Source organism: Rhodopseudomonas sp. AAP120 (assembly GCF_001295845.1).
Taxonomy (GTDB): Bacteria; Pseudomonadota; Alphaproteobacteria; order Rhizobiales; family Xanthobacteraceae; genus Rhodopseudomonas.
Genome location: NZ_LJIC01000129.1, coordinates 45,608 through 57,938 on the forward strand (window position 1 = coordinate 45,608; position 12,331 = coordinate 57,938).

At 64.5% G+C, this 12,331-nt stretch carries 11 protein-coding genes; 3 read left to right on the top strand and 8 right to left on the bottom strand.

Annotated features, from left to right (window positions below):
• Positions 1–21: 21 nt before the first annotated feature.
• Positions 22–2,133 carry a molybdopterin-containing oxidoreductase family protein gene (locus IP86_RS19855; RefSeq protein ID WP_054164156.1) on the bottom strand — a complete coding sequence of 704 codons (2,112 nt, stop codon included), beginning with the start codon at positions 2,131–2,133 and terminating at the stop codon, positions 22–24.
• Between the two features lie 146 nt (positions 2,134–2,279).
• On the opposite strand from IP86_RS19855, the gene IP86_RS19860 reads away from it, so the two are divergent.
• Entirely contained in the window at positions 2,280–2,609 is a 330-nt protein-coding gene (locus IP86_RS19860; protein WP_054164157.1) for a hypothetical protein, read from the top strand.
• 48 nt (positions 2,610–2,657) lie between these two features.
• Here IP86_RS19860 and IP86_RS19865 read toward each other — a convergent pair whose 3' ends face one another.
• Together IP86_RS19865 and aadR are read right to left on the bottom strand one after the other, a co-directional pair.
• Positions 2,658–3,908 carry a cyclic nucleotide-gated ion channel gene (locus IP86_RS19865; protein WP_054164202.1) on the bottom strand — a complete coding sequence of 417 codons (1,251 nt, stop codon included), beginning with the start codon at positions 3,906–3,908 and terminating at the stop codon, positions 2,658–2,660.
• A gap of 50 nt (positions 3,909–3,958) precedes the next feature.
• Positions 3,959–4,678: a transcriptional activatory protein AadR gene (gene aadR / locus IP86_RS19870; RefSeq protein WP_054164158.1), complete on the bottom strand. Its 720-nt coding sequence runs from the start codon at positions 4,676–4,678 to the stop codon at positions 3,959–3,961.
• Positions 4,679–4,864: 186 nt separating this feature from the next.
• Between aadR and IP86_RS19875 the strand changes: the two genes are divergently transcribed.
• On the top strand, positions 4,865–5,179 hold the full coding sequence (locus IP86_RS19875; protein WP_054164159.1) for a c-type cytochrome: 315 nt from the start codon (positions 4,865–4,867) through the stop codon (positions 5,177–5,179).
• Here the strand turns inward: IP86_RS19875 and IP86_RS19880 are convergent.
• Genes IP86_RS19880 through IP86_RS19890 form a run of 3 tightly spaced genes read right to left on the bottom strand, consistent with a single transcriptional unit; the run spans position 5,142 to position 8,237 of the window.
• On the bottom strand, positions 5,142–6,311 hold the full coding sequence (locus IP86_RS19880) for an ABC-type transport auxiliary lipoprotein family protein (protein WP_054164160.1): 1,170 nt from the start codon (positions 6,309–6,311) through the stop codon (positions 5,142–5,144). The genes IP86_RS19875 and IP86_RS19880 overlap by 38 nt on opposite strands.
• 7 nt (positions 6,312–6,318) lie before the next feature.
• Complete coding sequence (locus tag IP86_RS19885; protein ID WP_054164161.1) at positions 6,319–7,098, bottom strand: ABC transporter ATP-binding protein; 780 nt, start codon at positions 7,096–7,098, stop codon at positions 6,319–6,321.
• 2 nt (positions 7,099–7,100) lie between these two features.
• Positions 7,101–8,237: an ABC transporter permease gene (locus tag IP86_RS19890; protein ID WP_054164162.1), complete on the bottom strand. Its 1,137-nt coding sequence runs from the start codon at positions 8,235–8,237 to the stop codon at positions 7,101–7,103.
• A 176-nt stretch (positions 8,238–8,413) separates the two neighbouring features.
• On the opposite strand from IP86_RS19890, the gene IP86_RS19895 reads away from it, so the two are divergent.
• The gene (locus tag IP86_RS19895) at positions 8,414–8,824 is read left to right on the top strand and encodes a hypothetical protein (protein WP_054164203.1); all 411 of its coding nucleotides are present in this window, start codon (positions 8,414–8,416) and stop codon (positions 8,822–8,824) included.
• A gap of 39 nt (positions 8,825–8,863) precedes the next feature.
• Here IP86_RS19895 and IP86_RS19900 read toward each other — a convergent pair whose 3' ends face one another.
• Entirely contained in the window at positions 8,864–11,587 is a 2,724-nt protein-coding gene (locus IP86_RS19900; protein ID WP_054164163.1) for a bifunctional acetate--CoA ligase family protein/GNAT family N-acetyltransferase, read from the bottom strand.
• Between the two features lie 126 nt (positions 11,588–11,713).
• Complete coding sequence (locus IP86_RS19905; protein ID WP_054164164.1) at positions 11,714–12,145, bottom strand: CBS domain-containing protein; 432 nt, start codon at positions 12,143–12,145, stop codon at positions 11,714–11,716.
• Positions 12,146–12,331 lie beyond the last annotated feature (186 nt).

The following is a 12,331-nucleotide window of genomic DNA, read 5'->3' on the forward strand; positions in this document are numbered from 1 at the left end:
GCCTGGCCGCTGGTTCGGATATCAGTCGCGCTTCGCGGGCGCCGGTAAGGCCTTCTTGATCCACACTTTATTGTCGTGAAACGCCGCGCCACCATGCGGCGCGACGGAATCCGCGCTGGTCAGCACGTTGATTCCGATTCCTCCTGTATGCGCGCTGTTCGGAAACACCGATTCAGCGATCAGCACCCCGCGGCGCAAGCCACCGTCGAGCCTGGCCGTCAACGTGGTCTCACCCCGCTTATTGCCGAGGGTGACCATGTCCCCCTCCTGAACCTCGATCACAGCGGCGTCAGCCGGATGTATCAGCACCGTCGGGACGCCTTCCCGCTGGCGCGACGACGGCGTCTCGTTGAACGTCGTATTGAGAAAGCTCCGCGCCGGACTGGTCGCCAGTCGGAACGGGTGCTCGTCGTCGCTCTGCTCGGTAACAGCCCAGTGGTCCGGGAGGCTCGGCATCTGCTGCCACGGCCCGAACTTCAACTGTCGGGGCACCTTGACGTTGCTCCAGTCGGCCCGGAAGTGGAACTTGCCGTCGGCATGCGCGAAGCCGTCGAGAAAGTGCGCAGTTCTGAACTCCGGCTGCAGATCGCGCCAGAGATCGGCCTCCAGTTGCTCGATCGTGCCGCGTCCGCTTCTCTTCAGCGTCGCGTCGATCACTTCGCGCGGCGTCATATCGAACGCCGGATGGTGGACGCCCAGCCGCGTCGCCAAGCCCTGTAGCACCTCGTGGTTCGACCGGCACTCGCCGGGCGGATCGACCAGGCGGGCGCCGACCGAGATGTGCTGATGGCCGCCGCCATAGTACAAATCATCGTGCTCCAGAAACATCGTCGCCGGCAGCACCAGATCGGCCATTTGCGCAGTTTCGGTCATGAACTGCTCGTGGACCGCAACAAACAGGTCGTCGCGCGAGAAACCGGCGCGTACGAGAGCCTGCTCGGGGGCGACCGTCATCGGATTTGTATTCTGGATCAGCATGGCCTTGACGGGCGAACCGCCACCGAGCGCCTCGGTGTCGCCGGTCAGGATGCGACCGATTTTGGACTGATCGAGGACGCGCGTCGTCGGATCGAGCGTGTCCAGTCCCTCGATCAGCGTCTTGTCGAAGCCGAAGATCGCCCCATTGTTGAAGAAGGCGCCGCCGCCCTCGTACTGCCAGGCACCTGTGACCGCGGGGATACACAACGCGGCATGCATCTGTGCGGCGCCGTTGCGACTGCGGGTGAAGCCGTAGCCGAGCCGGAAGAAGCTGCGCTTGGTTTCTCCGACCGCGCGCGCGAACGCTTCGATCTCTTCGACGGGCACGCCGCAGATGTCGGACGCCCATTCGGGCGTACGCATTGCAAGGTGCGCTTCGAGTTCGGCCGGACAATCGGTGTAGCGCTCCAGATAGGCGCGATCGGCGTAGCCTTCACGAAACAGCACGTGCATGACGCCGCAGGCGAAGGCGCCGTCAGTGCCCGGACGCAGGATGATCCGGATATCCGCCTGCTTCATCGTATCGTTGTCGTAGATGTCGACCGCCGCGATCCGGGCGCCCCGTTCTTTTCGGGCCCGCGCGGCGTGGGTCATGACGTTGACCTGGGTCGACACCGGATTGGTACCCCAGATCACCACCAGGTCGGACTTCGCCATCTCACGGGGATCGACGCCGGCGACCTTGCCGGTTCCCGCCGCATAGCCGGACCAAGCAATATTGGAGCAGATCGTCGAATAGAACCGGGAATACTTCTTCGCATTGGCGAGCCGGTTGATGCCGTCCCGCATCACCAGCCCCATCGTTCCGGCGTAGTAGTACGGCCAAACTGCCTCGGCGCCGAACTCCGCTTCGGCGGCTGTGAACCGTGCCGCGATCTCGTCCAGCGCCTCGTCCCAGCTGATACGGACGAACTGCCCAGATCCCTTCGGGCCCGAACGGCGCATCGGATAAGTGAGGCGGTCCGGATGATGGATGCGCTCGGCGTAGCGCGCGACCTTGGCGCAGACGACCCCGGCTGTGTAAGTCTGACGCTTCGAGCCGCGCACGCGTCCGATCGTCGAGCGGTCGATCACCTCGACCTCGAGCGCACAGGCCGACGGGCAATCGTGCGGGCAGGTCGAGTGGCGAACATCGATGCTGGTACGCGGGTTCATGTGCGAATCGTTAGCATGTCGAACGGCCGCTGAGAACGCCCCCCGACCTGCAACCGCTGTTCCCTAACGGGCACCAAATTCCCGCGCTGCTTGGCAACTTCTTTGCTGCTGCGCAGTTACCGCGCCGACCAACGATCGAGCGGCGCGTGCACCCCGGAAAAATCGTCCAATTCGAGCGGCTGGTTCAGGAGTTTCGCGCCTGGACAGCCATCCCCGACAGCGAACGCGCGCCGGCGGCCGCGTGGTGGTGGGGAACCGCTATGGAGCTCCGCGACGAACGCGCTGCCATGCCGCCGGACTATTGCGCCGCACTGGATCTTCCGGATGGCTGTTGCTACGCGGACGCAGCCGGCAAACTGATGGACCTGATCGCTCCGCAAGCGTCTCTGGCTTCTTCGGCGCGCTTTCCCCGCAAGCCGGCCAAACCAGACGAGCCGGAAACGTTGTCAGCCCCGACCGAGGACGAGTCATCCTGACTCGCCGCCGCCGCGTGACGCGCAGCGGCATCCGAATGGCATCCGACGTCAGTCGATCTTCTCCAAGGGGACGTCCGCCGTCACGTCCTCCTGGCCTTCGACGTCGGCGATCTCGAGGTTGAGGGTTCGGCCGGTGCGCCCTTCGACGATCTCGTTGATCTTGCGGGCGATCCCTGGCTCGCGGCTGATCAGGGAGCGCAGATCCGCCGCATCCAGCACCAGCAGCCGCGCCCGCGACACGGCCTTGACGGTGGCCGAGCGCTCGACGCGGTTCAGCACTGCGATCTCGCCGAAGAAATGCCCGGCCCCGAGGCGGATCCGCCTCGATCGCTCCTCCGGGCCGAGTTCGATCTCGACGTCGCCCTCGGCGATGAAATACATCGCCGTCGCCGGGTCGCCGCGGCGGAAGATGACCTCGCCGCGCTCGATCTGCCGGGCCTGCAGCAACTGCATGATATGCGCGATATCGCCGGCGGTGAGGTGCGAGAACAGCGGCACCCTCGCCACCATGCTCCAATTGACGATGAAATCGCGGCGATGGATCACTTCCGAGAAGGCGTTGGCGACGATGCCGACCGGCAGCGCGATCATGATCAGGCCGCCGACGATCGTCACCGAGGCGATCATCCGGCCGATGCCGGTGGCCGGCACGACATCGCCGTAGCCGATCGTGGTCAAGGTCACGATCGCCCACCACATCGCATCCGGAATGGTGCCGAATTTGTCGGGCTGCACGTTGCCTTCGACGATGTGCATCGCCGTGGCGGACACCAGCGTCGCACAGCCGAGGATCACCAGGCACGCGAGCAGCGCGCGGCGCTCGGCTTCCAGCACCTCGAGCAGCGAGCGCATCCCGGACGAATAGCGGGCGAATTTGAGCACGCGCAGGACGCGCAGGATGATCAGCACCCGCAGATCGTCGAAGCCGAGCATCGCGACCCACAGCGGCATCACCGCAAGGCAGTCCACGATGCCCTGCGGGCTGATCATATAGGCCCAGCCGGCCCGCACCGAACTCATTTCGCGGTAGGGCACGTGCTCCGGGGCGATCCAGATCCGGATGTAGTATTCGATCGAAAAGAACACGAGGCAGACGAACTCGAGCGCGCGAAACAGCGAGCCGTAGTCGTCACGAAATCGCGGCACCGACTCCAGCACCGTGACGCCGATGCTGAGCATGATGAAAAACACGATGACGCGGTTGGCGAACACGCCGACCGGCGTACTCTGCGCATGGGATTCCAGGATCTCGTAGAAGTACTGCCGTGCTCGGAGATGCAGCGGCCGGTCGTGGCGCATCATTGGGCCTCGAATGGGTCCCAGGCGGACGCGCCGTCGAACGAACCGTATCAGGCCGCGGCGAGCGCGTCGAAACGCTTCGGATCCAGCACGCGCACCCCGTCGGGGACGATCACGATCAGTTTTTCCCGCTCCAGCTTGGTGAAGGTGCGGCTTACGGTTTCGATGGTGAGGCCGAGGAAATCGGCGATGTCTTGCCGTCCCATCGGCAGGCTCACGGTCTTGGTAACGCCCTCCAGCCGGGCAAGCCGGTCGCGCCAGCCGACCAGGAAGGCGGCGACCTTTTCTTCAGCGGACCGGCGACCGAGCAGCAGCATCTGATCCTGAGCCAGACTCAGTTCGCGCGTCGCGAACTCGTTCATCCGCAGCAGCATGTGCGGACGGTTTTCGATGAAGCGCATGAATGGACCACGGAAGAATTTACAGACCGTGACGCCGCCGATCGAATCGGCCGAAAACGAGTAGCGCGCCGAGGGCGCCATGCCGAGGAAATCGCCCGGGAGTGCGAACCCGATGATCTGGCGCCGGCCATCGGGAAGCAGCTTGTAGAGCCGCGCGATGCCTTCGACCAGACTGTACACCGCGTCGGCGACTTCATCCTCGGAGAACAGCGCCTCTTTCGGCCCATAGCGAACATGCTGAGCGAGACGTTCGAATTCTTCGTGCTCGAGCTGCTCCAGTTCACCGCAAATCGCCAGTGGACGGACCGAACAATGGGTCGCGCAACGAAAACCGTCGCAAGTCGAGTTCGGAAAAGCGAGGTGCGGCATCCATCACTCCATGCGGTCGCCAGATTAACTTCATGTGCCGCGCACTACCGTCGTAGATCACGTACGATGCGCCCGAAAAGTTAATATGTCGGCAAATCGTCAAGGCAGCTTGACACAGATCAAGGCCGTACCAAGCCGCGCACTGAATGGTCGATCGACGAAGCGCCCTTCCGGATCGAACGCCGAATGCGAATCATTTCTGTTCTAATATCGGCAACGCTTCTGATGATCAGTTCAGCCGACGCCGCGACGCGCGCCGAACAGCGCGGGTTCGTTTTCGCCAAATCCCATTGCGCGCGCTGCCACGCGATCGGACGCACGGGCAAAAGCCGGCTGAAGCAGGCCCCTGCATTTCGAACGCTGCACACCCGCTACCCGATCGAAACGCTGGCCGAGGCCTTCGCCGAGGGCATCTACACGGGGCATCCGAAGATGCCGGCCTTCGAACTCGAGCCGGACGAGATCAATGACCTTTTGTCGTACCTGAAGAGCCTGGACTGATCGGCCTGGCTTCGCCGGCCCCGCCCGACAGGCTGCTCACGGTCCATGGAATAAGCGCCTTGGCGACCGCGTCGAACGACGCATCGAAGGCCGTTACCGCCGCCGCCGGCTCCGGCTTATCCAGCTTGGACGCCTGCTGAAACAGCCGCGCCGCGACTAATTTACCGTTCTTGTCGATGATCTTGGCGCCCAAGCTGACATCGGCCGTCGGCTCGCTGTCGCCCGCGATCTGGAAGCTTCGAATGTCGATCAGGAGCTGATAGTCCGGCGTCACCGCATCGTTCGGCCGCAGCGGCGGATGCGCGATGTCGTAGTTCTCAAAACTCTGGATCAGCTTTTCCTGCACCAGCTTCGGAATGCTGTCGCTCCATTGCGCGCCGGCGAACGCCGGCAGGTCGAGATTCGGCGCGACCAGCATCTTCTGGCTATCGAACAGCACCACTGTGGTCGGCTCGGGAATGGTGAGTTGTCCCTTGATGGCGCCTGCGGGCGGCGGAAAACCGGCCGCCGGCTGCAGATCGTACACCACCTTCTTCACCACCGGCTCGTTGGCGCCGGTCATGCGCTCGACGCCGCCGAGAATGCCGTCGAGCGCACCCGTCTTGCTGGAGAGCCATTCCGAGAAGGTCTTCAGATTGCCGATGGTGTCCTTGAGCGGCTGAGCGTTCTCGCCCAGCACGGTGTCGACCTTGCGGAGTGCCTCGCGCGCCGCCTGAGTCATGCTGAGCCCCGCCCCCGGCTCGGCGACCAGCGTGGTGGCGATGGCGGAGCCAGTGAGATCCTTGCCGCCTTCCAGCGCGACCACCGGCACACCGGTGAGGCCCTGGAAGTCGAGCCCCACCTTGGTGTCGGGTCGAACCGGCGTATCGGTCGCGACGGCGATGGTCGCGTTCACCCGGCGCGGATCGTCGGTCGCCAGGCTGAGCGCCGTCACTTCGCCGACGCGGATGCCGTTGAACAGCACGGCGGCACCGACCAGCAGGCCGGGCACCGGATCGCGGAACTGGATATGATAGCTGGTGCGCGCCCCGATGCCGCTGGTGTTGTGCAGCCAGAACACGAAGCCGAACACCGCCAGGATGGCTGCGAGCACGAACGCACCGACGACGACAAAGGGAGCTCGGGTTTCCATGGGCGTCCTAGTCCTGTTTGGGCTGCAGCATCGCCGAGCGCTTGCCGTGGAAATAAGCATGCACCCAGGGATGCTCGGATTGCAGCAAATCGTGCATCGGGCCGATCGCGACGATCTTGCCGTCCGCCAGCGCGGCGACGCGATCACAGACGACGTTGAGACTGGCGAGATCGTGCGTCACCATGAATACGGTGAGGCCGAGCGTCGTCTGCAGCGTCTTGATGAGCTGATCGAAATCGCCGGCCGCGATCGGATCGAGCCCGGAAGTCGGCTCGTCGAGAAATACGATGCCGGGATCCAGCGCCAGCGCGCGGGCCAGCGCCACACGCTTGGTCATGCCGCCGGACAGCTGCGCCGGGTATTTGTCCCAATCGTCCGGGCCGATGCCGACCATCTCGAGCTTTGCGGTCGCGATTTCGTCCTGCAGCTTGTCCGACATGGTGAGCATCTCGCGCAGCGGAAACTGCACGTTCTGCCGCGCCGTCAGCGACGAGAACAGCGCGCCCTGCTGAAACAGAATGCCCCATGTAGCCGCAACCGAAGCGCCGACACGGCCGAGCCCACGTTCGGTGACGCGGCCCATCACCTCGATGTGCCCGCTTTGCTTGGGGATCAGTCCGATGATGGTGCGCATCAGCACCGACTTGCCGCCGCCGGAGGCGCCGACCAGGCCGAGGATCTCGCCACGCCGCACGTCGAGCGACAGATGATCCAGGACGACCTGCCGGCCGAAGCCGACGACGAGGTCGGAGACGCGGATGGCGTAAAGCTCGGCGAGCGCGTCCATCGTCACATCCCGATCGAGGCGAAGAACACGGCGAACAGGCCGTCGAGCACGATCACCAGGAAGATCGACTTCACCACCGAGGTCGTAGTCTGCAGACCCAGCGACTCGGCGCTGCCCTGGACCCGCAGCCCCTCGCTGCAGGCGACGATGCCGATCACCAGCGCCATGAACGGCGCCTTCCACATCCCGACCTCGAAGCTCGACAGCGACACCGCCTCGTGCAGCCGCGCGATATACACCGCCGGCATCATGCCGCCGTAGAACCACGCCGTCAGCAGTCCGCCATACAGCGCCGCCATCGAGCCGATGAAGGCCAGAATCGGCAGCGCAATCACCAACGCGATGATCCGCGGCAGGATCAGCACCTCGACGGGATCGAGCCCCATGGTGGAGAGCGCGTCGATTTCCTCGCGCATCTTCATCGAACCGAGTTCGGCCGTGTAGGCGCTGCCGGAGCGGCCCGCCACCATGATGGCGACAATCAGCACGCCGATCTCGCGCAGCACCAGGATGCCGACCATGTCGACGACATAGGACTCGGCACCAAATTTGCGGAAGTGGAAGATGCCCTGCTGGGCAATGATGGCACCGATCAGAAAGGTGATCAGCACGATGATCGGGATCGCCTGCCAGCCGACGCGATAGACCTGGTAGGTCAACGAGGTCAGGCGCAGCGACCGCGGGCGCCGCAGCACGCCGAGCAGCGCCATCGCCAGCGCGCCCAGCATATCGAGAAACACCGAGATGTCCTGCGTCGCGCTGTAGGCGGAGCGGCCGAGTTGGTCGAGCCGCGCGATAATCGGATTGACCTTCGGCCGCGGCGCCGGGCCGCGACGATTGACCTGGCGCACCTCCTCGATCAGCCCGGCGTAACGATCGCCGACGCCGACGAACAAGGCGGTGCGCCCGGCTTGCACCGCCTCGCGGGACACCTTCTCCAGCAACCAGGCCCCGATCGTATCGATTTCAGCCACGTCGCTCAGGTCGATCTTGAGCGACCGCGCGGCAGCGACCTGTGGGGCGACTCCGGCGAATAATCGTTCAAGTACCGCCGAATGCGTCGCGGTCCACGCGCCGCCCGGACGCAACTCGAGCACATCGCCATCGGTGGCCGCATTCAGGACGGGCGCAGAACTCACGGCAGCTTCGCTCCGACTTTCAACGCCGCCATCCGGTACTCCGTTTGCGAATCGCCGGCCGCCTCGCAGCCCATCGATGCGACAGCTTGCGTCGCGATACACGATTGATGCAAATCAATTATGGCGGCGGAGCGCTGCGTAAGCTTTACGCAATCAAGGACGACAGGATCGATCCGATGACCAAGGGCTCTCCGTCCGCCATCCTCAACACGTCGTTGCCCGCGCGCTTCCGTCAAATTCGACTCGAACTCGCTCGCGAACCCGGTCATCCGGAGGGGGCTTCGCAGATCGCGTATGTGATCGTCGCGCCGCTGGATGAGAACGACCGCATCGATGCCGAGATCTGGCGAAGCCATCGCGAGGCCTGCCGGGTCGCCCGGCAGCGGCCGCAACAGGCCGACAGCCTCGGCCATCTGGTCCACCGCCCGGGCGGATCGTGGGCATTCCAGTACGAGGCCGACGCCGCGATTCCGGATGAAGCGGGCTATCACTTCGGCGACGAACGTTTCGTCCAAGGCGAATACGTGTCGATCCGCGAGGAAGGCGACATGCATACCTTCCGGGTGGTGTCGGTCAGCCGACTCTAGGCCCACCAAATACGCTGCTTAAACAGCGCGCCCGCGCAATCACGCCTGCGCGGCAGCCCTTGCCGACGCCTCGGTGAGCGCCAGCGTCACGTTGAGGATGTCCGGCTCCGAGTGATCCGCCTTGGCCTCGAAGCCGAGGTGACGGCACATGCGCAGCATCGCCGCATTCTCGCGCAGCACCTGGCCGCAAACGTATTTCAGGCCTTCGGCCCGCGCGTATTCGATGATCAGTTTCATCAGCGCCCAGCCGAGCCCTTTGCCCTTGAGGTCGGAACGCAGCAGGATCGCGTATTCGCCGCTCTCGTAGATCGAGTCCGAGTGGATGCGCACCACGCCGAGCGTCTCGCCGGTGGCTTCATCGATCGCGATGAAAGCCATCGCGCGCGCGTAGTCGATCTGGGTCAGGCGCGCGATGAAGGCGTGGCTGAATTCCTTCATCGCCGCGAAGAAACGCAGCCGCAGGTCCTCCGGCGTGACGTGCTTGAGGAATTCGTGGATGGCCGGCTCGTCGTCCGGACGCAGCGGCCGGGCCAGCACGCGCCAGCCGTCCTTCACCTCGAGGTGCCGCTCCCATTGCGACGGATACGGCTTCACCGCGAAGGTGGTATTGCCGAGGCCTGCGAATTTGCGCTGCGCCTTGCGGACCATCACGCGCGCATCGATCACCACCACGCCGCTTTCATCGGCAAGCAGCGGATTGATGTCGAGTTCGTGGATCTGCGGAAAATCCGCCGCCATCTGCGACAGCTTCACCAGCGTCAGAGCCACCGCACCGTCCTTGACCGCCGGCACATCGCGATAGGCCTGCAGCAGCTTGGAGACGCGGGTGCGGGCGATCAGCGAATTGGCGAGCGGCAGATCGAGCGGCGGCAGCGCCAGCGAGCGATCGTCGATGATCTCGACGGCGGTGCCGCCGTGGCCGAAGGCGATCACCGGCCCGAACGTCGGATCGTCGGCGATGCCGACGGTGAGCTCGCGCGCCTTGCGGCGGATGATCATCGGCTGCACGATGACGCCCTCGATCCGCGCCTTCGGCCGCAGCCTCGCGGCGCGGTCCAGGATATCGACCACCGCGGAACGCACCGCCTCGACGCTGGTAAGGTTCAGCACCACCCCGCCGACATCGGACTTGTGGGTGATGTCGCGCGACATCACCTTGACCACCACGGTCACGCCCTGGGCCAGAAACGGCTCGGCCCAGGCCACCGCCGCATCCGCATTCGGCGCCGCGAGCGTCGGCACCATCGGGATCTGATAGGCGGCGAACAGCGCCCCGACCTCGATCGGATCGAGCCACGAGCGGCCCTCCGCCAGCGCCTTCTCGATCACCAGCCGGGCCGCCTCTGTATCGGGATCGAACTCCTTGGGCAGGCTCGGCGGCACCTCGGTGAGAAGTTGCGCCGCCTCGCGATAACGCACCAGATTCATGATGCTGCGGACCGCATCGTCCTCTGTCGGGTAGTTCGGAATCCCGGCGGCATCGAACGCATGGGTGACGAATTCTTCAGCGCCGACCCAGACCGCGAACACCGGCTTGAAGAAGGTGCGGCGCACCCGCTCCTCGCCGACCAGCCGGATCACCGATTTGGCGATCTCGCTCGGCGACGCCATCGCGGTCTGCACGTTCATCACCAGAACCGCGTCGTTATCGGGGTCGGCCAGCAACGTCGACAGCGCGGTCGCGTAGCGCTCGGCATCGGCATCCCCGGTGATATCGACCGGATTGGAACCCGACCAACTCGGCGGCATCGTCGCGTTGAGCTTGTCGCAGACATCCTTGGAGAGCGTCGCCGGAATGCCGCCCAGTTCGGCCAACCGATCGACGGCCAGCACACCGATGCCGCCGCCATTGGTGAGGATCGCGACCCGCTTGCCACGCGGCGCGCTGACTCGACCGAGCGTCTCGGCGCAGTCGAACAATTCGCGCAGATCGAACACCCGCAGCATGCCAGCGCGGCGGAAGGCGGCATCGTACACTGCGTCGGCGCCGGCGAACGCCCCGGTGTGGGTCGCGGCCGCTTGAGCGCCGTGTGCGAGACGGCCCGACTTCACCACCACCACGGGCTTGACGCGCGCTGCGGCGCGAGCGGCCGACATGAATTTGCGCGCGTCGGTGATGGCCTCGATGTAGAGCAGGATGGCGCGGGTTTCGAGATCGGCCGCATAGTAGTCGAGCATGTCGGCGATATCGACGTCGAGCTGGTCGCCGATCGACACGATCCCCGAGAAGCCGATATCCTTGACGGCCGCCCAATCCACCATGCCGGCCGCGATCGCACCGGACTGTGAGATCAGCGCGAGATGGCCGCGCCGCGGCATGTGAGCCGCGAAGCTGGCATTGAGATTGGAAGCCGGCACCATCAGGCCGAGGCAGTTCGGCCCGAGCAACCGGATGCCCGATTTGCGCGCCGCAACATTGGCCGCTTCGGCGTAGGAGCCTTTGCCCCGCCCCATTTCGGCGCTGATGATGATCGCACCGGCGACGCCGCGTTCGCCGGCATCGCCGACGATCTTCGCCACCGAACGCGACGGCGCAGTGATCACGACCAGATCCGGAACGAATGGCAGCTCCGCGAGCGTGCGGACGGTCTTGAACCCTCCGATCTCGGGATAGCGCGGGTTGACCACGCCGATCTCACCCTTGAAACCGGCGCTGCGCAGATTTTCGAGGACGGCGCGGCCGAGCGACGCCGGGCGCGGACTGGCTCCGATCACCGCCACCGCAGCGGGCGCCAGGAGATTGCTTAATCGATAGGTCGACATCTCACCTCGGCACCGGGCACCGGAGGCCTATGTCCGTGGATGCATCGTGTCCCGGCGCCCGCCGACTGTGTAGTACAAATACGCGCCCGATTCCAATTCCGGTCGCCGCGGCTCAGCGCCGCGCGACTAGGGCGCAGCCTTGGTGAAGCTCGCCAGCGCCCTGATCACGTCCTCGCGGGAGATGATGCCCTCCAGCTTGCGGTCGTCTTCCAACACCGGAATGCTGCGGGTCTGGTGCTCGACCATCAATTGCAGAACCCGCGTCAGCTTGGTGTCGGCATGAACATAGATGAAGTCGGGCGTCATGATGTCGCCGACGGTCCGATTCATCAGATCGTCATAGTGAGGCAACATCTGGGTCGGATGGAACGCGAAGCAATTGAGAAAATCGTACTTCGTCACCAGTCCAATGGCGCGGGCGTTCTCCACGACCGGATAGGCATTGTAGTCGTCGCGCTCGAACTGGTCTTCCAGCTCGCGCATCGTCATTTCCCGCGATACGGATTTCACCGAGCGCGTCATGTGGTCGGCAACGGTGGCCTCGAGAAACTTGTACAAGAGCAGATTCCAATCGCCCGCAACGTTAGTCCGAGGGCGCAGGCTACGCGTATCGAGGCACCTGCTAATCGCCCTTTCGGGCAAATTGACCGCAGCTTTGCGGAATTGAATTGATTAAGGTCAATCACCCTCCGTTTTCCCGGACCTCTTGTTATCCTTGCAACAAATCCGTCCGACCGACCTGCA